This window comes from Streptomyces sp. NPDC001492 (assembly GCF_053597275.1).
The window spans coordinates 21,321-42,391 of sequence record NZ_JBSFHW010000019.1; the positions used below are offsets into that span (position 1 = coordinate 21,321).

Annotated in this window: 22 protein-coding genes; 17 read left to right on the forward strand and 5 right to left on the reverse strand. The window is 71.6% G+C overall.

What is annotated here, in order from left to right:
* Nucleotides 1-30: 30 nt before the first annotated feature.
* The 10 genes from ACWC1K_RS23725 to ACWC1K_RS23770 all read left to right on the forward strand — a co-directional run bounded on the left by ACWC1K_RS23725 (nucleotide 31) and on the right by ACWC1K_RS23770 (nucleotide 11,879).
* Nucleotides 31-2,103: a tetratricopeptide repeat protein gene (locus tag ACWC1K_RS23725; RefSeq protein WP_450834002.1), complete on the forward strand. Its 2,073-nt coding sequence runs from the start codon at nucleotides 31-33 to the stop codon at nucleotides 2,101-2,103.
* A 144-nt stretch (nucleotides 2,104-2,247) separates the two neighbouring features.
* A complete protein-coding gene (gene ald / locus ACWC1K_RS23730) occupies nucleotides 2,248-3,363 on the forward strand; it encodes an alanine dehydrogenase (RefSeq protein WP_351483636.1) in 1,116 nt (371 codons plus the stop codon).
* A 404-nt stretch (nucleotides 3,364-3,767) separates the two neighbouring features.
* Nucleotides 3,768-4,943, forward strand: coding sequence for a ParA family protein (locus ACWC1K_RS23735; RefSeq protein WP_450834004.1), 1,176 nt, complete (start codon nucleotides 3,768-3,770; stop codon nucleotides 4,941-4,943).
* The gene (locus tag ACWC1K_RS23740) at nucleotides 4,928-5,509 is read left to right on the forward strand and encodes a hypothetical protein (protein ID WP_450834006.1); all 582 of its coding nucleotides are present in this window, start codon (nucleotides 4,928-4,930) and stop codon (nucleotides 5,507-5,509) included. The genes ACWC1K_RS23735 and ACWC1K_RS23740 overlap by 16 nt, the downstream gene beginning before the upstream one ends.
* 561 nt (nucleotides 5,510-6,070) lie before the next feature.
* Nucleotides 6,071-7,024, forward strand: coding sequence for a segregation and condensation protein A (locus ACWC1K_RS23745; RefSeq protein WP_450834008.1), 954 nt, complete (start codon nucleotides 6,071-6,073; stop codon nucleotides 7,022-7,024).
* Nucleotides 7,021-7,674 carry an SMC-Scp complex subunit ScpB gene (scpB, locus tag ACWC1K_RS23750; protein ID WP_450834010.1) on the forward strand — a complete coding sequence of 218 codons (654 nt, stop codon included), beginning with the start codon at nucleotides 7,021-7,023 and terminating at the stop codon, nucleotides 7,672-7,674. The genes ACWC1K_RS23745 and scpB overlap by 4 nt, the downstream gene beginning before the upstream one ends.
* The gene (locus ACWC1K_RS23755; RefSeq protein ID WP_450834012.1) at nucleotides 7,674-8,795 is read left to right on the forward strand and encodes a pseudouridine synthase; all 1,122 of its coding nucleotides are present in this window, start codon (nucleotides 7,674-7,676) and stop codon (nucleotides 8,793-8,795) included. The genes scpB and ACWC1K_RS23755 overlap by 1 nt, the downstream gene beginning before the upstream one ends.
* Nucleotides 8,796-8,895: 100 nt before the next feature.
* The gene (locus ACWC1K_RS23760; RefSeq protein WP_450834014.1) at nucleotides 8,896-9,858 is read left to right on the forward strand and encodes a sigma-70 family RNA polymerase sigma factor; all 963 of its coding nucleotides are present in this window, start codon (nucleotides 8,896-8,898) and stop codon (nucleotides 9,856-9,858) included.
* Entirely contained in the window at nucleotides 9,855-10,409 is a 555-nt protein-coding gene (locus tag ACWC1K_RS23765; protein WP_450834016.1) for a TIGR03086 family metal-binding protein, read from the forward strand. Before ACWC1K_RS23760 ends, ACWC1K_RS23765 begins: the two co-directional genes overlap by 4 nt.
* A gap of 54 nt (nucleotides 10,410-10,463) precedes the next feature.
* A complete protein-coding gene (locus tag ACWC1K_RS23770; protein ID WP_450834018.1) occupies nucleotides 10,464-11,879 on the forward strand; it encodes a DHA2 family efflux MFS transporter permease subunit in 1,416 nt (471 codons plus the stop codon).
* Here the strand turns inward: ACWC1K_RS23770 and ACWC1K_RS23775 are convergent.
* Nucleotides 11,762-12,733: a DUF72 domain-containing protein gene (locus ACWC1K_RS23775; RefSeq protein WP_450834019.1), complete on the reverse strand. Its 972-nt coding sequence runs from the start codon at nucleotides 12,731-12,733 to the stop codon at nucleotides 11,762-11,764. The two genes, ACWC1K_RS23770 and ACWC1K_RS23775, sit on opposite strands and share 118 nt — an antisense overlap.
* A gap of 132 nt (nucleotides 12,734-12,865) precedes the next feature.
* On the opposite strand from ACWC1K_RS23775, the gene ACWC1K_RS23780 reads away from it, so the two are divergent.
* From ACWC1K_RS23780 to ACWC1K_RS23790, 3 genes are read left to right on the forward strand one after another with little or no spacing between them, the layout of a single operon-like run.
* Nucleotides 12,866-13,582 (forward strand): NUDIX hydrolase, encoded by a 717-nt coding sequence (locus ACWC1K_RS23780; protein WP_450834021.1) that lies wholly within the window; start codon nucleotides 12,866-12,868, stop codon nucleotides 13,580-13,582.
* The gene (locus ACWC1K_RS23785) at nucleotides 13,579-14,601 is read left to right on the forward strand and encodes an ADP-ribosylglycohydrolase family protein (RefSeq protein ID WP_450834022.1); all 1,023 of its coding nucleotides are present in this window, start codon (nucleotides 13,579-13,581) and stop codon (nucleotides 14,599-14,601) included. The genes ACWC1K_RS23780 and ACWC1K_RS23785 overlap by 4 nt, the downstream gene beginning before the upstream one ends.
* A gap of 3 nt (nucleotides 14,602-14,604) precedes the next feature.
* Nucleotides 14,605-15,354 carry a nucleotidyltransferase domain-containing protein gene (locus tag ACWC1K_RS23790; RefSeq protein WP_450834024.1) on the forward strand — a complete coding sequence of 250 codons (750 nt, stop codon included), beginning with the start codon at nucleotides 14,605-14,607 and terminating at the stop codon, nucleotides 15,352-15,354.
* On the opposite strand, the gene ACWC1K_RS23795 is transcribed toward ACWC1K_RS23790, so the two are convergent.
* Genes ACWC1K_RS23795 through ACWC1K_RS23810 form a run of 4 tightly spaced genes read right to left on the reverse strand, consistent with a single transcriptional unit; the run spans nucleotide 15,286 to nucleotide 17,722 of the window.
* A complete protein-coding gene (locus ACWC1K_RS23795) occupies nucleotides 15,286-16,023 on the reverse strand; it encodes a nucleotidyltransferase domain-containing protein (RefSeq protein WP_450834025.1) in 738 nt (245 codons plus the stop codon). The two genes, ACWC1K_RS23790 and ACWC1K_RS23795, sit on opposite strands and share 69 nt — an antisense overlap.
* Before the next feature lie 22 nt (nucleotides 16,024-16,045).
* Nucleotides 16,046-16,453 carry a Rieske (2Fe-2S) protein gene (locus ACWC1K_RS23800; RefSeq protein ID WP_351483610.1) on the reverse strand — a complete coding sequence of 136 codons (408 nt, stop codon included), beginning with the start codon at nucleotides 16,451-16,453 and terminating at the stop codon, nucleotides 16,046-16,048.
* Nucleotides 16,450-17,034 (reverse strand): DUF6529 family protein, encoded by a 585-nt coding sequence (locus ACWC1K_RS23805; RefSeq protein WP_450834027.1) that lies wholly within the window; start codon nucleotides 17,032-17,034, stop codon nucleotides 16,450-16,452. Before ACWC1K_RS23805 ends, ACWC1K_RS23800 begins: the two co-directional genes overlap by 4 nt.
* A 28-nt stretch (nucleotides 17,035-17,062) precedes the next feature.
* Nucleotides 17,063-17,722 carry a hypothetical protein gene (locus ACWC1K_RS23810; RefSeq protein ID WP_450834029.1) on the reverse strand — a complete coding sequence of 220 codons (660 nt, stop codon included), beginning with the start codon at nucleotides 17,720-17,722 and terminating at the stop codon, nucleotides 17,063-17,065.
* Between the two features lie 231 nt (nucleotides 17,723-17,953).
* Between ACWC1K_RS23810 and aroH the strand changes: the two genes are divergently transcribed.
* The 4 genes from aroH (at nucleotide 17,954) to ACWC1K_RS23830 (ending at nucleotide 21,003) form a co-directional block, all read left to right on the forward strand.
* Entirely contained in the window at nucleotides 17,954-18,316 is a 363-nt protein-coding gene (aroH, locus tag ACWC1K_RS23815; RefSeq protein ID WP_450834031.1) for a chorismate mutase, read from the forward strand.
* On the forward strand, nucleotides 18,313-19,398 hold the full coding sequence (locus ACWC1K_RS23820; RefSeq protein ID WP_450834033.1) for a prephenate dehydrogenase: 1,086 nt from the start codon (nucleotides 18,313-18,315) through the stop codon (nucleotides 19,396-19,398). The genes aroH and ACWC1K_RS23820 overlap by 4 nt, the downstream gene beginning before the upstream one ends.
* 268 nt (nucleotides 19,399-19,666) lie before the next feature.
* A complete protein-coding gene (cmk, locus tag ACWC1K_RS23825; protein ID WP_450834035.1) occupies nucleotides 19,667-20,353 on the forward strand; it encodes a (d)CMP kinase in 687 nt (228 codons plus the stop codon).
* Nucleotides 20,311-21,003 (forward strand): lysophospholipid acyltransferase family protein, encoded by a 693-nt coding sequence (locus ACWC1K_RS23830; RefSeq protein ID WP_450834036.1) that lies wholly within the window; start codon nucleotides 20,311-20,313, stop codon nucleotides 21,001-21,003. Before cmk ends, ACWC1K_RS23830 begins: the two co-directional genes overlap by 43 nt.
* The last annotated feature ends 68 nt before the right edge of the window (nucleotides 21,004-21,071 follow it).

Sequence of the window (21,071 nt, forward strand, 5' to 3'; positions counted from 1 at the left end):
TGCGCGTGCGGTGGGACGGGAGTGTGGCCCGTGACGGATCAGACGGTCAACACAGACGGTGTACGGCTGTCGGGGCACGCTGCTGACGAGAGCCGGTTCCTGGGCCGTACAAGGGAGTTGAAGGAACTCCGCGCCGACATCGAGCGCGCGGGCCTGGACACCCTCTCCGGCCGCAAGGCCCCACGCGCGCGCGTACTGCTCATCGCGGGAAGGCCCGGTTCCGGACGCACCGCCCTCGCCGAGGAACTCGTACGGCAGGTTGCGGACCGTTACGACGACGGGGTGCTCCGGGCGCGGCTGAGCGAGCCCGACGGCACGCCCGTCCCCCTCGCGCAGACCGCCCGGGAACTGCTCGCCGCGCTGAAGCTGCCCACCCCCGCCGGAGCCGCCGCGGACGACCTGGCCGAGGCGCTGCGCACCGCCCTCGCCGACCGCCGGGCCCTGGTGCTGCTGGACGACGCGCCGGACGCCGAGCAGGTCGACGCCCTGCTGCCGGACACGCCGGACTGCCTGGTCGTGGCCGTGTCCGGCGGCCCCCTCACCGGTATCTCCGACGTCCGCCCCTGCACCCTCGGCGGCCTCGACACCAAGTCCGCCCTGGAACTGCTCACCCGGTACACCGGCTCGGTCCGCATCACCGTCGACCCCCGTGCCGCCGAGGGCCTGGTCGAGGAGTGCCAGGGCCACCCCGCCGCGCTGACGCTGGCGGGCGGCTGGCTCGCCGCCCGCCCCAAGGCGGCCGTCGCCGACCTGGCCAAGCATCTGCACACGGAGGGTGAGGGCACACCCCTCAGCCGGGTCTTCGGGCTCGTCTACACCTCGCTGCCCGCGCCGTCCGCCCGGATGCTGCGGCTGCTCTCCCTCGCCCCGGCCGGACTGGTCGACCCGCACACCGCGGCCTCGCTCGCCGGCTGCTCGGTCGCCGACGCCCACGCCGCGCTGGACGAGTTCGTCGCCCTCGGTCTGCTGCGCGCCGCGGACTCGCCGTTGCCGCAGTACGAGGTGCCGGGCTGTCTGCACCCCCTGCTCAAGACGCTCACCCAGAGCCAGGACCGCCCCGGCGAGGTGCAGCTGGCCCGCGCCCGCATGCTGGAGCGGACGGTACGGCTGCTGCAGTCCTGCCGGGTGATCACCGAGACGGACAGCCCCGAGGCGCGCGAGAAGCTCCAGGGCATGCCCCGCTCCCTGCGCTTCCCGAGCCCCCGGGCCGCCGAGGAGTGGCTGCGCCTGCGCAGGCCCGCACTGCTGGCCGCGGCCCGGCTGGCCGTCGCGGACGGGGAGCTGGACACCCTCGCCCGCCGTCTGATGTCCCAGCTGGTCAAGGCCATGGTCGCGCACTTCGGCACCCGGGCCGCCGCCCCCGACCTGTACGGCATCCACCGGCTCGTCCTTGATGTGGCCGAGCGGCGGGACCTGCCCCGCGAGAAGGCCGCCGCCCTGCTGAACCTCGGCGACCTGGACGCCCAGACCGGCCGCACGACGGAGGCACTGGCCCGCTACCGGGCCGCGCTGGACGCCGGACGGGAGGCGAACGACCCGTATGCGAGCGGCCGCGCAATGGAATCCGTAGGCGGTGCCCACCTGGAGCTCGGGGACTACGACCGGGCCGCCGACTGGTTCGGCCGCGCCCTCGCCGAGCGCCTGGCCCGGGGCGAGCGTGCGGCCGCCGCCCGGCTCTACGGCCGTATCGCCGCGGCCCACACCTATGCCGGCCGCTACGGCGAGGCCCAGCGCGGCTGGCGCGCCGCGATCGCCCGGCACCGCAAGAACGGCGACATCGCCTCCCACGCACGGGCGTTGAGCGAACTCGCGCGGGTCCAGGAGTACGCGGGACGGCCCGAGGAATCGCTGCGCACCTGCCACGAGGCGGTGGAGTGGGCCCGGCGTGCCGAGGACGTACGGCTGCAGGCGGCGCTGCAGCTGCGGCTCGCCGACACGCTGGAACGCCTGGGCGATCCCGCATCCGCTCAGCTGCACCGGGGCACGGCCGAGCGGCTGCTGGGACAGGAGCGCGAAGGCGGTGAGCAGGAGCCGAAACCCCTTGATCCCTTGAAACAGGACGATGACACCTGCGAAATCCGTAGTACATCCGATGAAGATTGATGCAATGAAAGGCTAGACAGAGAGAACGCCTTCATTAGACTGGCTCTGCCGCACCTTCTCCTGCGGTGTCTCCCGGTGTGCTCATGCATGCCTGGGTATGTGTTGTATTGCCCCACATCCACTGAGCCAAGGACCGTGATCGACGTGAAGGTCGGCATCCCCCGCGAGGTCAAGAACAACGAGTTCCGGGTGGCCATCACCCCCGCCGGTGTGCACGAGCTCGTGCGCCACGGCCACCAGGTCGTCATCGAGCACGACGCCGGTGTCGGATCGTCGATCCCGGACAGCGAGTACGTGGCCGCCGGAGCGCAGATCCTGCCGACCGCCGACGAGGTGTGGGCCACCGCCGACCTGCTGCTGAAGGTCAAGGAGCCCGTCGCCGAGGAGTACCACCGCCTGCGCAAGGACCAGACGCTCTTCACCTACCTGCACCTGGCCGCCTCCAAGGAGTGCACCGACGCGCTCATCGAGTCAGGCACCACGGCGATCGCGTACGAGACGGTCGAGCTGCCGGGCCGCGCGCTGCCGCTGCTCGCCCCCATGTCCGAGGTCGCGGGCCGGCTGGCCCCGCAGGTCGGCGCCTACCACCTGATGCGCTCGGCCGGCGGCCGTGGCGTGCTCCCCGGCGGCGTCCCCGGCACCCAGCCCGCGAAGGCCGTCGTCATCGGCGGTGGCGTCTCCGGCTGGAACGCGACGCAGATCGCGGTCGGCCTGGGCTTCCATGTCACGCTGCTCGACCGCGACATCAACAAGCTGCGCGAGGCGGACAAGGTCTTCGGCACCAAGGTGCGGGCGATCATGTCCAACTCCTTCGAGCTGGAGAAGGCCGTCCTGGACGCCGACCTCGTCGTCGGCGCGGTCCTCATCCCCGGCGCCAAGGCCCCCAAGCTGGTCACCAACGAGCTCGTCTCGCGCATGAAGCCCGGCAGTGTCCTTGTCGACATCGCGATCGACCAGGGCGGCTGCTTCGAGGACTCCCGCCCGACCACGCACGCCGAGCCGACCTTCCAGGTGCACAACTCGGTCTTCTACTGCGTCGCCAACATGCCGGGCGCGGTGCCCAACACCTCCACCTACGCGCTCACCAACGCGACGCTGCCCTACATCGTCGAACTCGCCGACCACGGCTGGGTGGAGGCGCTGCGCCGTGATCCGGCGCTCGCCAAGGGGCTCAACACCCATGACGGCAAGGTCGTTTACCGCGAGGTCGCAGAGGCGCACGGACTGGAGCACGTGGAGCTCGAGAGCCTGCTCGGCTGACCTGCCCGGCGGGCGGAGAGTCGTCGAGCCGGTAAGTCACCATTCGGCGGACTGCTAAGTCACCATTGGGTAAAAGGCGATACGTCAACACAGGTCGTCAACAGCGCACATCCGGCCGGACCTTGCCCGACAAGGTCCGGCCGGATGTGTGTATGGTCACTTTGCGGCTCTAGGTCAACTCGCCTCGAACGTAACCCTTCGACCGATTCGCACACCCGCGAAACCTGCCGTGCGACGGCCGTACGCCCTTGACAGAGGGATGTTTCATTGTCGACACATCGAGCCCGGTGCGGCGGATTGTGTTGCTGAGGACGCCCGACACGCCATAGAGTCGCCAACCGTCGGCATGGTGCCACGCTGACCTGTCTAGAAGTTTCCTGGTCCCCAAGGAGGTAAGACGACTTGTGAATGAGTCGACATTTTCTCCCGGGGGTGGTCAACCAGGAGCGCCTGTACGGGACCAGGGTCCCGCGGGGTTCGAGGCTGTCGGCTCCGTAGCTGTGCGCACCTTCGCAGCCCACCAGAGCCCGGGTCCGCAGGTGACCCGGACTGCACACCAGAGCATGGATGGCCATCACGTGAACGCCATGGCCGGCGACGGAAGTGGCGCGCCCCACAACCACTTCGCCGACTACGACGAACTGCCCGAAGGGCACTTCTACGACCCCGACGCGGAGTACGAGCCCGACCCGGAGTACGCGGCCACGCTCGCGCCCGACGCTGCCCGGCAGCGCCGTGAGCGCATCGGCCCGACCGGGCGTCCGCTGCCGTACTTCCCCATCCCGGGCCCGCTGACCGACCACGGGCCCGCGAAGATCATCGCGATGTGCAACCAGAAGGGCGGCGTCGGCAAGACGACGTCGACCATCAACCTGGGTGCCGCGCTCGCGGAGTACGGACGCCGCGTGCTGCTCGTGGACTTCGACCCGCAGGGCGCGCTGTCGGTGGGCCTCGGCGTCAATCCGATGGAGCTCGACCTCACCGTCTACAACCTGCTCATGGAGCGGGGGATGGCGGCCGACGAGGTGCTCCTGAAGACGGCGGTCCCGAACATGGACCTGCTGCCCAGCAACATCGACCTGTCCGCCGCCGAGGTGCAGCTGGTCTCGGAGGTCGCGCGCGAGTCCACGCTCCAGCGGGCCCTGAAGCCGCTGATGGCCGACTACGACTACATCGTGATCGACTGTCAGCCCTCGCTCGGTCTGCTGACCGTGAACGCGCTGACGGCCGCGCACAAGGTGATCGTGCCGCTGGAGTGCGAGTTCTTCGCGCTGCGCGGTGTCGCGCTGCTGACGGAGACGATCGAGAAGGTCCAGGAGCGGCTCAACCCGGAGCTGGAGCTCGACGGGATCCTGGCCACGATGTACGACTCGCGTACGGTCCACAGCCGCGAGGTGCTGGCCCGTGTGGTCGAGGCCTTCGACGATCACGTCTACCACACCGTCATCGGACGCACGGTCCGCTTCCCGGAGACCACGGTCGCCGGTGAGCCGATCACCACGTACGCCTCCAACTCCGTCGGCGCCGCCGCCTACCGTCAGCTCGCCAGGGAGGTGCTCGCCCGGTGTCACGCCGAGTGAGTCTGCCGGGGGCCGACGAACTCTTCCGTACGACAGGGGGAATGGCGCTCCAGCCGTCCACTCCGCGGCGGGGGGCCAACGGTGAAGCCCGTGTGCCCGCGCCCGCGGGGGAGAGCGACCCGGCCGCGGCCGGGTCGCCCGAGGACGCGCCGCAGTCGGTGCCCGCGCAGGGCGGCGACGGCGAGGGCCCGGAGCACGTGGCGGCGGAGCCGGAGCCGGCAGACGCCGGTGAGTCCCGCAGCCGTGCCGCGGGCCAGGAGCGCTCCGGGCGACGTCAGGGCGCGCAGGAAGGTTCTGCCGCCGCCGGCGCCCAGCCCCGCAAGCGCGGCCGCTCGTCGGCCTCGCGCCGGCCCAGTGGCCGCGAGCGGCACGACGAGAAGATCACCGTGTACGTCTCCGCCGAGGAGCTCATGGACCTGGAGCACGCACGCCTGGTGCTCCGCGGTGAGCACGGCCTCGCGGTCGACCGCGGGCGGATCGTCCGCGAGGCGGTCGCCGTGGTGCTGGCCGACCTCGAGTCCCGCGGGGACGCGAGCATCCTCGTACGCCGACTGCGCGGGCGGTAGCGGTAGCCTGCGGGGGCCATGACCTCGAACGACGTTCCCGCCCCCGACGCCGGCGCCTCCGGCGGTCGTCGGCGTGCACTGGGGCGGGGCCCCGGCGCTCCACGGGTCGAGCCGGTGGCTCCTCCCGGGGACCCGGCCCCTGCGGAGACGACCTCCGAGGCTGCCGCCCCCGAACCGGATCCGAGCCCGGAGGCCGTGTCCGAACGCCCGCATCTCGTGGCTCCGGTGCCGGTCGCCGGGCACGGGTCCGTGGGCGCTGAGCCGGTTGCGGAGCCGGGCGCCGTGGCGCCGGAGGCGGCGCTTTCTGCGGAGGCCGTGGCCCCGGAGGTGGTCCGAGAGTCGGAGGCCCTGATTCCGGGGTCGGGTTCCGGGCCGCAGGCGGTAGATGCCGCCGGGCGGCGGTCCGTGGGCCTCGAGCCGGGTCCAGCGCCGGGCGCCGTGGGGCCGGAGGCGGTCGCTGCGCGTTCGACGGAGGCTGCGACTCCGGAGGTGGTGCGCGAGTCGGAGGCCGTGATTGGGGGGTCGGGTTCCGGGCCTTGGACGGAGGCTGCGACTCCGGAGGTGGTGCGCGAGCCGGGAGTCTTGGTTCCGGGGGCGGGATCCGAGTCTCGGACGGAAGTCGTGGCGCCCGGGCCTCTGGACGGGGTCGGTGGTGCGTCCCAGGAAGTGGGGGTGGGGGCGGAAGCCGTTCCCGGTGAGGCCGACGGGGACGGTGTCTTCAAGGTTCGGCTCTCCAACTTCGAGGGGCCCTTCGATCTGCTGCTTCAGCTGATCTCCAAGCACAAGCTGGACGTCACCGAGGTTGCGCTGTCCAAGGTGACCGACGAGTTCATGGCGCACATCCGGGCGATGGGGCCGGACTGGGATCTGGACCAGACGACCGAGTTTCTCGTGGTCGCGGCCACCCTGCTCGACCTCAAGGCCGCCCGGCTGCTGCCCTCCGCCGAGGTCGAGGACGAGGCCGACCTCGCGCTCCTGGAGGCGCGTGACCTGCTGTTCGCGCGGCTGCTGCAGTACCGCGCCTACAAACAGATCGCCGACATCTTCAACCGGCGGCTGGAGGAGGAGGCCCGGCGTTATCCCCGTACCGTCGGACTTGAGCCCCATCACGCCGAGCTGCTGCCCGAGGTCGTCATCAGCATCGGGGCGGAGGGGTTCGCGAAGCTGGCCGTCAAAGCGATGCAGCCGAAGCCGAAGCCCCAGGTGTACGTCGACCACATCCACGCCCCGCTGGTCAGCGTGCAGGAGCAGGCCGGCATCGTGGTCGCGCGGCTCAAGGAGCTCGGCGAGGCCAGCTTCCGGGCGCTGGTCGAGGACACCGACGACACCCTCACCGTCGTCGCGCGATTCCTCGCCCTGCTGGAGCTCTACCGGGAGAAGGCCGTGGCCCTCGACCAGGAGACGGCGCTCGGCGAGCTGATCGTGCGCTGGACCGGCGGCGAGGGCGAGGCCCAGCCGATGGTGACCGACGAATTCGACCGACCGCCCGAGCCACCCAAGGAGGACAAGGCGTGAGCGAGGACACCACCGGCCTCCCGGCAGGGCCCCGCACCGTCGCCGACCTCGACCTCAAGCCCGCCCTGGAGGCCGTCCTCATGGTCGTGGACGAGCCCGCGACCGAGGAACACCTCGCGAAGATCCTCCAGCGGCCGAAGCGGCAGGTCGGGGACGCACTGCGGGAGCTGGCCGACGAATACGCCGTGCAGGGCCGCGGATTCGAGTTGCGGCTGATCGCCGGCGGCTGGCGTTTCTACAGCCGGCCCGAGTACGCGGCGGCCGTCGAGGGCTTCGTCCTGGACGGCCAGCAGGCCCGGCTCACCCAGGCCGCCCTGGAGACCCTCGCCGTCGTCGCCTACCGCCAGCCGGTCAGCCGCAGCCGCGTCTCGGCCGTACGAGGAGTCAACTGCGACGGGGTCATGCGCACCCTGCTCCAGCGGGGTCTGGTCCAGGAGGCGGGCACGGAACCCGAAACAGGTGCGATCCTGTACACGACGACGAACTACTTCCTGGAGCGGATGGGCCTGCGCGGTCTGGACGAGCTCCCGGAGCTCGCGCCCTTCCTCCCGGAGGCGGAGGCGATCGAGGCCGAGACACTGGAAGGGGTTCCGTCGTTCGATCCGGACGCTCCGGATTCCGAGGACGCAGACGACAAGACGGAACTTTGATGCGAAGCAGCAGCGGCAGGAACAGCAGCGGAAACAACGGCGGGAGCCGTGGTGGCAACAGCGGCGGCCGCGGCGGGAGCAGCGGTGGCCGCGGTAATTTCCGCGGCGCCGGTAACAACCGCGACGACAAGCAGGGCGGCCGGCCGAAGAAGCCCCGCCCGGAGGAGCGGCGCTACGACGTGGGCCCCGGCGCCACCCAGGACGGCCCGAAGTCGGGGCGCGGCGCCTCGGCGCGCGGCGGCGCCAAGGGCGGCCCCAGGCAGGGCCAGGGCACGGGTCGGGGCCGTACGGCTCCGGCGAGCTCCCGTGAGTACGACGCCCGGGCCGAGGAGCGCAACCGCGAGCGGTACGCGGGCAAGAAGGACATCAAGTTGCCCAAGACCTTCCCGGGCGCCGAGCAGGAGGGCGAGCGGCTGCAGAAGGTGCTCGCGCGCGCGGGCTACGGCTCCCGGCGTGCCTGCGAGGAGCTGATCGAGCAGGCCCGCGTCGAGGTCAACGGCGAGATCGTCCTGGAGCAGGGCAAGCGCGTCGACCCGGAGAAGGACGAGGTCAAGGTCGACGGCCTGACCGTCGCCACGCAGTCGTATCAGTTCTTCTCGCTCAACAAGCCCGCCGGTGTCGTCTCGACGATGGAGGACCCCGAGGGCCGGCAGTGCCTCGGCGACTACGTCACCAACCGCGAGACCCGGCTCTTCCACGTGGGGCGGCTCGACACCGAGACCGAGGGCGTCATCCTGCTCACCAACCACGGTGAGCTGGCGCACCGTCTGACCCACCCCAAGTACGGCGTGAAGAAGACCTACCTCGCCGCGATCGTCGGCCCGATCCCGCGCGACCTGGGCAAGAAGCTCAAGGACGGCATCCAGCTGGAGGACGGGTACGCGCGCGCGGACCACTTCCGGGTGGTCGAGCAGACCGGCAAGAACTACCTGGTCGAGGTGACCCTGCACGAGGGCCGCAAGCACATCGTGCGCCGCATGCTGGCGGAGGCCGGCTTCCCGGTCGAGAAGCTGGTGCGCACCTCCTTCGGTCCGATCACCCTGGGCGACCAGAAGTCGGGCTGGCTGCGGAGGCTGTCGAACACCGAGGTCGGCATGCTGATGCAGGAAGTCGACCTCTGACGGTCATGTGCAACGGCCGGTTCCGGATTCTCTCCGGGACCGGCCGATTCGTTTTCGGTCCCCCGCCGGTCTGTACACGTGACCGGCGAGAGGAATGGCCATGCCTGCTACGACGACGGACCGCGACGAGTTCGTCCGGCTGACGGACCCGTACCGGCGGGAGCTGCTCGCGCACTGCTACCGGATGCTGGGCTCGGTCGACGAGGCCGAGGACCTGGTGCAGGAGACGTATCTGCGGGCCTGGCGGTCCTACGAGGGCTACGAGGGCCGCGCGTCCCTGCGGACCTGGCTGCACCGCATCGCCACCAACACGTGCCTGACGGCCCTGGAGAGCCGCGCGAGGCGTCCCCTGCCCGCGGGGCTCGGGGAGCCGTCACAGGCGCCTGAGGAGCCGCTGAGGACCCCTGCGACGGATGTTCCGTGGCTCCAGCCGCTGCCCGACTCTCTCGTCGACCCGGCGACCGTCGTGGCCGCCCGCGGCAGCCTGCGGCTCGCGCTGGTCGCCGCGCTGCAGAATCTTCCCGCCCGGCAGCGGGCCGTGCTCATCCTGCGGGACGTACTGGCCTGGCGGGCGTCCGAGGTCGCCTCGCTGCTCGGGACCTCGACGGCCGCCGTCAAGAGCAGCCTCCAACGCGCGCGTGCACGGCTCGACGAGGTCGCCCCCGACGAGGACCTCGTCGTCGAGCCCGAGGGCTCGGCGGACCGCGAGGTGCTCGACCGGTACATGGCCGCCTTCGAACGCGCCGACATGGACGCGCTCCTCGACCTCCTCCAGGACGGCGTCGAGCTGGAGATGCCGCCCAACCTGGAGTGGTTCCACGGCAAGAAGGACGTGCTGCTGTTCCTGCGGGCCAGGGGCCATGGAGCGGACCGCTACCGGATGCTGCCCACGCGTGCGAACGGGCAGCCGGCCGTCGTCATGTACGTGCGCGGGGTGGACGGCGTGCTGCGGGCGCACTCGGTGCAGGTGCTCACCGTGGCGGGCGGCACGCTGGCCCGCATCACGGCCTTCATCGACCTCGCGCAGGTCGACCGCTTCGGGTTCCCCAGGGTGCTGTCATGAACTGCGGTGAGCTGCTGGAGCGTTCGCTCGCCTACGCGCTGGGGAGTGTCGCCGGGGTCGGGTCCGGGAGTCTGGAGCGCGGCACCCCGTGTGCCGAGTGGGACCTGGGGGAGCTGCTGGGGCATCTCGACGACTCGCTGGACGCCCTGCACGAGGGGCTGACGGGAGGGCGGATCGGGCTGACGCCGATGCGCCCCGGGGGAGACCTCGCCTGCGCCTTCCGCACGCGCGCGTGTGCCCTGCTCGGCGCCTGGGCGGCCGGGCCGGAGGGACGGGTGCTGGTGGGCGAAGTGCCGCTGGACGTACGGGTGATGGCCGCCGCGGGAGCGGTGGAGATCGCCGTGCACGGATGGGACGTGGCGCAGGCCTGCGGGCGGCCCCGGCCCATACCGGGCCCGCTGGCGGCCGAGCTGCTGGCGGTGGCGCGGTGCGTGGTCGCGGCCGGGGACCGGGGCGTGCGCTTCGGCGCGCCCGTGGCCGTACCGCTGGAGGCAGGGCCCGAGGCGCGTCTGCTGGCCTTTCTGGGGCGGTGCGATTCCTTTCCGGAGTGAGGGTGGTCTGCCTTCCGTGAGCGACCTCAAGAGCTCATGGAAGGAACCCCCGTCATGACCGACACACTGAGTGTCTCCGTACGCAAACCACCCGCAGGACAGGCCCCGCACCGACCCGTGTGGACCGTCCTTCTCGCCGGGCTCGGCGCGCTGCTGTGCTCCCTGGACGTCGTGGTCGTCGCGACCGCGCTGCCCGCCCTGCGGGCCGACTTCGGGGCGAGCCTGTCCGACCTGGAGTGGACGATCAACGCCTACAACCTGGTCTTCGCCTGTCTGACCCTGACCGGAGCCGCGCTCGGCGACCGGTTCGGGCGGCGGCGGATGTACCTCGCCGGGCTCGCCGTCTTCACCCTGGGCTCGGCCGCCTCCGCGCTGGCGGGCGGCCCGGGCCAGCTCATCGGCGCGCGCGTGGTGCAGGGTGCCGGTGCCGCCGTACTGCTTCCCCTCACCCTGACCCTGATCAGCGAGGCGTTCCCGGCCGAGAAGCGCGGCGTCGCCATCGGCGTGTGGGGCGGGGTGACCGGGCTCGGGGTGGCCGCCGGACCCGTGCTCGGCGGGGCCGTCACCGAGGGTCTGTCCTGGCAGTGGATCTTCTGGCTGAATGTGCCCATCGGCCTTGCGATGCTGCCCTTCGCCGCGACCAGGCTCCGCGAGAGCTACGGAACGCGGCCCCAGCTCGACCTCGTGGGACTGGTGCTGGCGGCCGTCGGGGTGACGGGGCTGGCCTGGGCGCCGGTCCGCGCGCCGCAGGCGGGCTGGGGGAGCGCCGAGGTGCTGACCGCGCTGGCCGCCGGGATCGTGTTCGTGGCAGCGTTCCTCCTCTGGGAGCGCAGGGGAGCGCGCTACCCGATGCTGCCGCTCGCGCACTTCCGCAACCGCGGCTTCTCCGTCGCCAACGCGGCCGCCTTCCTGGTCTTCGGGTCCCTGCTGGGCGCCCTCTTCATGATCACGCAGCTCTTCCAGACCGGGCTCGGCTACTCCCCGCTCCAGGCGGGCGTGCGCATCCTCGTCTGGAACGCGATGCCGCTGCTGGTCGCCCCGGTCGCGGGCGCCCTCGCGGACCGCTTCGGCACCCGGCCCTTCATGTTCGGCGGCCTCGCCCTGCAGGCGCTGGGCCTCGCGCTGCTGGCCTGGCAGGTCGAACCCGGCGTCCACTACGGGCAGTTGGTCCTCCCGCTGATCATCGCGGGCATCGGTATCTCCATGGTCTTCCCCAGCGTCGCCAACGCCGTGACCTCCGCCGTCCCCCTCGGCGACGCGGGCGTCGCGGCCGGCGTCAACAACGCCCTGCGGGAACTGGGCGGCGTCTTCGGCATCGCCGTCGCCGCCCTGGTCTTCACGCAGTACGGCGGCTACGGCTCACCGTCGTCCTTCCTGGACGGCTGCGCACCGGCCCTGTGGGTGTCGGCCGGCGCGGCCGGAGCGGGGGCGGTGGTGGCGGCGTTCGCACCGTCACACACGCGGGTGTGAGCCCACTCCGCGCCGCCGAGCAGCCCCATCATGGTCTCGGCGGCGCGGACCGCGGCGGCACCGCAGCAGTTGTTGAAGAGCACGTGGAGCTGCTCCGTCCGTCCGGCCAGTGACCGCAACCGGGGCAGCCAGTCGATGAGTTCGTCCTCCGCGTAGTCGTACCGGAACCGGTCCTCCTTGCTCCCCGACCCCCAGGCCGCGCTCCGCCCGTGGAACCGGACGACGGACAGCCGTGGCGCGGCGACCGGTGTGACGGGCGGGATCGACAAGGGAAGCGACTGCGTCATGTCCACCGCCACGGCGGTCATGTCGTACCGGGTCAGTAACGCGCGCGTGGCCTCCGCCCACTCCGGCCGCCACCATCCGGGATGCCGGAACTCCACGGAGACCGGCCACCCTTCGGTCCGCTCGGCGCACTCCCGCAGGAACTCACCGCCCCGCTTTCCGGGGCGGAACCACGGCGGCATCTGGAACAACACGCTGCCGAGCCGCCCGGCCGCCCGCAGCGGCTCGATCCCCTGCGTGAAGCGCGCCCACACCTGGTCGAGCACCTTCGGATCCCGGTGGTCGGCCCGAAGCCCGTCCGGCATCACCGCGTCCCGCGTCGGGTGCCCGGTGAGCAGTGAGAACGCCTTCACGTCGAAGACGAAGCCGTCCGGCGTCCGTTCGGTCCACAGGAGGCTGTTGCGGGCGCTCGGCAGTGCGTAGTACGCCGAGTCGACCTCGACGACCGGGAAGCGTTCGGCGTAGTGCCTCAGCCGCCCCTCCGCGTCCTTGCTCCCTGCCGGATACCAGCCGCTGCCGACCAGTGCCCGGTCCGTCCACGAGCACGTGCCCACGAGGATCTCGCCCATGCGGTGCCGGTTACCCCTCTCGGGGGCGCGGAAGCACCCGAGTTGTGGAAGCGCTCGGGGTTGTGGAAGCACCCACCCCGTGTTTATAGTCGACATGACCATTAAAGATCCGAGGGGTGGAGGTCCGGTGCCATGGAGTACGACAAGTACGCCTACGAACCCTTCGCCGTCACCGTCGACCTCGCCGTCCTGACGATCCGTGACGGCGCCCTGCACGTCCTCCTCGTGGAGCGCGGCCAGGACCCCTACGCCGGTCACTGGGCACTGCCCGGCGGCTTCGTGGAGCCACGGGAGTCGGCGGAGACGGCCGCCCGGCGCGAACTCGCCGAGGAGACCGGCCTCGCGGACGTCACCGGGCTGCATCTGGAGCAGCTGCGGACCTACAGCGAACCCGACCGCGACCCCCGGATGCGGGTCGTGTCCGTCGCCTTCACCGCGCTGCTGCCCGACGCCCCCGAACCGCGGGCCGGCAGCGACGCGGCGCGGGCGAGCTGGCTGCCGTACGACTCGGCCCGGCCGCTCGCCTTCGACCACGACACCATCCTGGCCGACGCCCACGAACGGGTCGGCGCCAAGCTGGAGTACACCTGTCTCGCCACCGCCTTCTGCCCGCCCGAGTTCACGCTCGGCGAGCTCCAGCACGTCTACGAGACGGTCTGGGGCACGGCTCTCGACCGGCCCAACTTCCGCCGCAAGGTGCTCGCCACGCCCGGCTTCGTCGAGGCCGTGCCGGGCGCCGCCCGCCTCACCGGCGGCCGGGGCAAACCCGCCGCGCTCTATCGGGCGGGCCCGGCCACCGCGCTGCACCCGCCCCTCCTCCGACCGTCCCGGGAAGGACGCCCCGCATGACCGCGACCCTCGTCGACAAGCAAGCAGCCACCGGCGCGTTGACCGGCCTCGCGCTCGGGGACGCCCTCGGCTTCCCGACCGAGTTCAACGACGTGCCGTCGATCCTCGCCAAGTGCGGGCCGTGGCGGCAGATGCGGCTGCCCACGCCCGCGATCGTCACCGACGACACACAGATGACGCTGGCGGTGGGCCGCGGCCTGCGCACGGCCATGGATCGCGGTGTGCTCGCCCCCAAGCGGCTGGAGCGGCCGCTGCGCGAGGAGTTCGTCGACTGGTACCAGTCCCCGGAGAACAACCGGGCACCGGGGAACACCTGCCTGCGGGCGTGCAGCCTGCTGAAGGACGAGAGCCGCGCCTGGCAGGACGCCAGCCAGATCGGATCCAAGGGCTGCGGTGCCAACATGCGGGTCGCGCCCGTCGGGCTCGTCCCCGGCCTGAGCGACGAACAGCGCGCGGGCGCCGCCCAGTTGCAGTCCGCCCTGACCCACGGACATCCGACGGCGCTCGCCGCCTCCGACCTCACCGCCCGCGCGGTACGGCTGCTCGCACAGGGCGCCGAGCCGACCGGCCTCGTCGGCCTGCTGCGCTCGTACGCCCTGGAGAACCGCAGCCGCTACCACCACACCTGGCTCGGCGACCTGTGGACGCGCAGTCAGGACCCGAGCCCCGAGCACTTCATCGCCCGCGGCTGGGACGAGTGCCTGGAGATCCTCGGCCGCCTCCAGGACGCCGTACGCACGGCCTCGACGGAGACCGACCCGTGCCTGGCCACCGGGGCGGGCTGGATCGCCGAAGAGGCCCTGGCGACGGGTCTGCTGTGCTTCCTGCTCTTCGCCGACGAACCGGTGACGGCTCTCCGGCGGGCCGCCTGCACCTCCGGCGACTCGGACTCCATCGCGTGCCTGACGGGTGCCTTCGCGGGCGCGCACCTCGGCGCCGACGCCTGGCCCACCGAATGGGCCGACCGCATCGAATACCGCACCGACCTGCTGACGCTCGGGGCCCTCTGGGACGCTTGAGTCATGATCGACGCCTTGGACCTCGACCTGACGCCGGTGGTCGCCGAACAGCCCGACCCGGTGGTGTTCGCGACCGTCTCCGGCGCCCACCTCTACGGCTTCCCCTCCCGCGACTCGGACGTGGACCTGCGGGGCGTGCACCTGCTGCCGACCGCGGATCTGCTGGGGTTGCGGGAGCCGGAGGAGACCCGGTCCCGGATGTGGGACCGCGACGGCGTCGAGCTGGACCTGGTCACGCACGACCTGCGCAAGTTCGTACGGCTGATGCTGCGCCGCAACGGCTATGTGCTGGAGCAGCTGCTGTCGCCCCTGGTCGTCCACAGCACGGACGCGCATCAGGAACTGGCCGCGCTCGCGCCTGGTGTCCTGACCAGCCATCACGCCCATCACTACCGCGGATTCGCGAACACCCAGTGGCGGCTGTTCGAGAAGACCGGTGAGCTCAAGCCGCTGCTCTACACCTTCCGGGTCCTGCTCACCGGGATCCACCTGATGCGCAGCGGCGAGGTGCAGGCCCATCTGCCCACGCTGCTGGGCGAGGTGGACGCCCCCGCCTACCTGACGGAGCTGATCGCGGCGAAGGCGGAGCGGGAGCACGGGGGTGCCGATGTCGACCACGCGCGCGTGCGGGCCGACGTCGAGCGGCTGCACGGCGTGCTGGACGCGGCGCGGGAGACGTCGGCGCTACCCGACGCCCCGACCGTGCACGACGCCCTGCACGACTTCGTCGTACGCATCCGGCTGGAGCGCTGAGGCGCGGCGGACGCGGAGGAGGAAGGCCTCCACGCGGGGCCGGTCCGGCTCCTCGGGGAGGGGGCTGCGGCGGGCTGCCTCGTCGGCCTCCGCGGCCAGGCGGTTCATCCAGGACTCGACCTCCCGCCAAGGGACCTCGCCGCGTTTCACGGCCAGGAGGGGCTCGCGCTGCTCGCCCACGTCGAGGGCGAGGGCGCCCGTGCGCAGCAGATCGCGGGAGCTCATCAGGAGGCGGAGCAGATGCATGGCGTGCTTCCAGCGCGGGGCGCCGTGCGTGCGGACGTCCGCCTCCAGCTTCTTGCGCTGGCCCAGGGCGTAGCGCGTGAACGTCCCGTGCGCCCGGCGGGAGAGAAACGCGCCGCGCAGCGCGAGGAGTTCGCGCCCGGTGTCGTCGGCGTACTCCACGAGCGGGGAGTGCAGGCACTCCAGGATGTTCGGGTTGGCGCGCAGGGCCAGCTCGCAGAAGCGCTCCAGCTCCCAGCCGAACTGCTCCTCGGCCGGACCCTCGACATGCGTCGGCGGCTTCTCGAAGCGCCAGAACAACGGGGTGGGGGCCACGAACACACCCCGGCGGTCGGTGTCGCTGCCGTCCGTCGCCAGACCGAAGGCGCGCGAACCCATGACACAGGCGTAGATCGTGTGGTCGCGCACCAGGGTCTCGGGAAGCATGTCCCGGAGCGTACGCGGCGTCTCACGCCAGGCGGATCGAATTTCCCTCCACCTTGATCTGCTCCGCGGGCAGCGGCTTCGGCGCCGGGCCGCCGGCCACCGAGCCGTCGGTGATGCGGAACTCGCTCTTGTGGCACGGGCAGTGGATGATGCCGTCCGCGATGCTGCCCACGGTGCAGCCCTGGTGCGTGCAGATCGCCGAGAAGGCCTTGAACTCGTCCTTCTTCGGCTGGGTGACCACGACCTTCTCGTCCTTGAAGATCTTGCCGCCGCCGACCGGGATCTCGGAGGTCTTCGCCAGTTCCTGCCCGCCGGAGGCGTTCGCGGAGGACCCGGAGTCGCTGTTGTCGCCGTACTTGCTGCAGCCCGCGGCGAGCGTCGCCGCGCCCGTCGCGAGGAGAACCGTGCGCCGCGTCGAGCGGTGGGTCATGTCGTCACTCCGAACGTGCGGAAGAACCAGAGGGCGGACGTCAGCCAGATGAGCGTGAGAACGGTGAAGACCAGCCCGCCGACGACCGGCAGCAGCCAGCCGGGGAGCCGCTGTGAGCGAAGCAGCAGCATCTTGGCACTGAAGGCACCGAAGAAGAAGCAGCCCAGGGCGGAGTGCCACATCACGCGCGTCTCGTAGGTCTGGTAGCCCAGCGCGTACAGGCAGTGCACGGCGACCGGGACCGCCACCAGGAACGCGATCCGGCCCGACCAGCGGTGCAGCGCCGACGCCCAGCGCGGCCCCGGCAGCCTGCCGTACACCATGAACGCGCTGACCAGCTGGACGAGCGCGAAGAAGAACGCGGTCGACGCCAGCCACGACTTCACCGCGCCCGTGCTGCTGAACCCGGCCAGGTTGAAGGCCGTGCCGGCGGGGTCGTGGACCTTGCCGTACGCCCCGAGCCCGACGGCCACCGCGGCGGCCACCAGGGCCGGGATCAGATAGCGGGCGGGGCTCGGTGCGCGGTGGGCCGGTGGCTGGGGCGGGAAGCTCTGGGTGGCGGCGTTCGGGTCGACGGACATGTCGGCTCCCTGGGGCAGGAGGAGAAGGTCAGGGCGTTACGGGGTGTGCCGTGAGCTGCTGGCCGTCGACCGTCGTCGCGCCCGTCTCCGGGTCGATGGTGGGCGCCGCCGAGGGCTCTCCGTCGCGGGTGACGATGCCGACCTGCTTGCCGCCGGGCAGGACGATCCAGCCGCCGACGATCCTGGCGCCGGCCACCTGGCTGTTCGCCCGGTAGATCCCGGACGGCTTCTTCGCCTTGTCGATGGTGAAGGTGTAGTGGCCGCCTCCGAGGTCCGCGGTGCCGCGGAGCTGCCTGCTCCCCTTGAGCGCGCCGTTCAGCTTCGCGCCGTGGTCGCCGGTCAGGCTCAGGCTGCCGTCCGCCTTCACCTCGCCCTTCAGCCACGACTCGATGTTGTGGCCGTCGCAGAAATACGCGATCGCCTTGCCGCCGCGCAGCGAGACGGCGACCGCCGACGAGTCGTCGTCCGTACGGCCGGTGTAGACGCCGCTCGGCGCCGCCGTACGCGACGGGGAGGGGGCGGCCGACGGGCTCGTCGTGGAAGGCGTCGGCGGCGCCGAAACGGCCGGCGAGTTCTCCTTGTACGGGTTCGACGTGGTCTTCGTCCCCGAAGTCGCGTTGAGCGTGAGCATGAACACGCCGAGCAGCAGTCCCGCGAGCAGAGTCAGCAGCGGTCCAGGACGCTTCATTACGGGCCTCCCCCGAGGCGGGTTTCCTGCCATCAGAGCGGACGGGCGGGCCCGGCGTAAAGAGGCGCACGGGGCGCGCTCCGACCAAGTAGCGGAATAGAGACATTCAGGTGACATTGTCGTAGATCGTCGGGTTGTCTCAGCGGGCGGGCGCCGAGGGTCCGCGCGGCGGGTGCTGACTAGGCTGGGTTGTACAAAGAGCCGAGGTGTACAGCAGCGAGGAGCAGAGCCGTGGCGGTACGAGCGGTCCGGGGAGCCGTCCAACTGGAACGGGACGAGGCCGGGCACATGGACGAGCAGGTCGGGGCCCTGCTCACCGCCATTCTCGAGCGGAACGCCCTGAGCGCCGACGACCTGATCAGCATCTGGTTCACGGCCACGCCCGACCTGCACAGCGACTTCCCGGCGGCCGCCGCACGCAAGCTGGGCATCGTCGACGTGCCGCTGATCTGCGCCCAGGAGCTGGACATCGAGGGCGCCATGCCGCGCGTCGTGCGCGTCCTGGCGCACATCGAGTCGGACCGCCCCCGCGCCGACATCGCCCATGTCTACCTCGGCGCCGCGGCCGCCCTGCGCAAGGACATCGCCCAGTGAGGACCGCGCTCGTCATCGGCACCGGACTCATCGGTACGTCCGCCGCGATCGCCCTGTCCCAGCGGGGCGTCGTCGTCCACCTCGCCGACCACGATCCCGAGCAGGCCCGTACGGCCGCCGCGCTCGGCGCCGGCACCGACGAGGCCCCCGACGGACCGGTCGACCTCGCCATCATCGCCGCGCCGCCCGCCCATGTGGCCGGGGTGCTGGCCGACGCCATGCGCCGGGGCGCGGCCCGCGGCTACCTCGACGTGGCCAGCGTCAAGGGCGGACCGCGCCGCGAGCTGGAGGCGCTGGGCCTGGACCTGTCCGCGTACATCGGCACACACCCCATGTCGGGCCGTGAGAAGTCCGGGCCGCTGGCGGCCACCGGTGACCTCTTCGAGGGCCGCCCCTGGGTGCTGACGCCGACCAGGGACACCGACACCGAGGTGCTCAACCTCGCCCTGGAGCTGGTCTCGCACTGCCGGGCCGTCCCCGTCGTCATGGACGCCGACGCCCACGACCGCGCGGTGGCGCTGGTCTCCCACATGCCCCACCTGGTCTCCAGCATGGTCGCCGCGCGGCTGGAGAACGCCGAGGAGGCGGCCGTACGGCTGTGCGGTCAGGGCATCCGGGACGTGACCCGGATCGCCGCCTCCGACCCCCGGATGTGGATCGACATCCTGTCCGCGAACCCCGGCCCGGTGGCCGACCTGCTCTCCGACGTCGCCGCCGACCTGGAGGAGACGGTGCAGGCGCTGCGGTCCCTGCAGTCCTCCGACGAGGCCAAGCGCGGTGAGGGTGTCCTGGGCATCGAGGACGTCCTGCGGCGCGGGAACGCCGGACAGGTCCGGGTGCCGGGCAAGCACGGGTCCGCTCCGCGGGCGTACGAGGTCGTGGCCGTTCTCATCGACGACCAGCCGGGGCAGCTGGCGCGGATCTTCGCGGATGCCGGTCGGGCCGGGGTCAACATCGAGGATGTGCGGATCGAGCACGCGACCGGGCAGCAGGCGGGGCTGGTGCAGCTGATGGTGGAGCCGCAGGCGGCGCCGGTCCTCACTGCGGCCTTGCGGGAGCGGGGCTGGGCGATCCGGCAGTAGTTCTCGCCCCCGCCGCCCCTTCCCGTCCCGTCCCTGGGGGCTGCCGCCCCCAGACCCCCCGCTTCGGCCTCAACGGCCTCGTCCTCAAACGCCGGACGGGCCGGAGTGATCTGGCCGGTGCCTCAGTGCCCGGGACGGGCTGGAGTGCGGTGACCGGCGGGGACCGGCAACCACTCGTCCGGATGAGTGGCCCGCACCCAGTAACCTTGTGCAGGGCACGATCGCGGCCCCGTACACCCACCACACCGCACCAGGAAGGTGTCCCCCCGTGGAAAACGGCGTCGCCAAGCCCGTGATTGTCGCCATCGACGGTCCGGCCGGCACCGGCAAGTCGAGCACGTCGAAGGCCGTCGCCGCGCAGCTCGGCCTGAGCTACCTGGACACCGGCGCCCAGTACCGGGCGATCACCTGGTGGATGGTGAACAACGGGATCGACATCGACGACCCGTCCGCGATCGCCGCCGTTGCGGGCAAGGCCGAGATCGTCTCCGGCACCGACCCGGCCAATCCGACGATCACGGTCGACGGCACCGACGTGGCTGCCCCGATCCGTGCCCAGGAGGTGTCCTCCAAGGTCAGCGCGGTCAGCGCGGTGCCCGAGGTGCGCGCCCGGATCACCGAGCTGCAGCGCTCGCTGGCCACCTCCGCGGAGCAGGGCATCGTCGTCGAGGGCCGTGACATCGGTACGACCGTGCTGCCCGACGCCGACCTGAAGATCTTCCTCACCGCTTCGCCGGAGGCACGTGCCGCCCGCCGCAGCGGCGAGCTGAAGGGCGCCGACGTGCACGCCACCCGCGAGGCGCTGATCAAGCGCGACGCGGCCGACTCCTCCCGCAAGACCTCGCCGCTCGCCAAGGCGGACGACGCGGTCGAGGTGGACACCACGGACCTCACCCTCGCGCAGGTCATCGAATGCGTCGTCACCCTCGTCGAGGAGAAGCGGGCCGGAAAGTGACCGCACCCCCCGTCCCCTCCGAGAAAGGCGCCGAGGTCGGGCGGCGGATCGGCGTCGGACTGATGTACGGGCTGTGGAAGCCGCGGGTGCTGGGCTCCTGGAAGGTGCCCGCCACCGGCCCGGTGATATTCGCCGTCAACCACTCCCACAACATCGACGGACCGATGGTCATGGGCGTGGCGCCCCGGCCGACGCACTTCCTGATCAAGAAGGAGGCGTTCGTCGGCCCGCTCGACCCGTTCCTGCTGGGCATCGGCCAGCTGAAGGTGGACCGCTCGGTCGCCGACCGCGGGGCGATCACCCAGGCCCTGGACGTCCTGTCGGCCGGCGGAGTCCTCGGCATCTTCCCGGAGGGCACCCGCGGCGAGGGCGACTTCGCCTCGCTGCGCGCCGGCCTCGCCTACTTCGCCGTACGCAGTGGAGCACCGGTCGTCCCGGTCGCCGTACTGGGAAGTTCCGAGCGGCGGGGACGGTTGATAAAGGGGCTGCCTCCGCTGCGCAGCCGTATCGACGTCGTCTTCGGCGACCCCTTCGAGGCGGGCGACGGCAGCGGACGGCGCACGCGCAAGGCGCTCGACGAGGCGACCGAACGCATCCAGAAGCAGCTCACCGCGCATCTGGAAAACGCCAGGCGCCTGACCGGGCGCTGAGCGACACTTCAGTAGTGGATCAGCCGGAGAAACCGGATGGCCCACCGATCACCACGATGAACGACGAG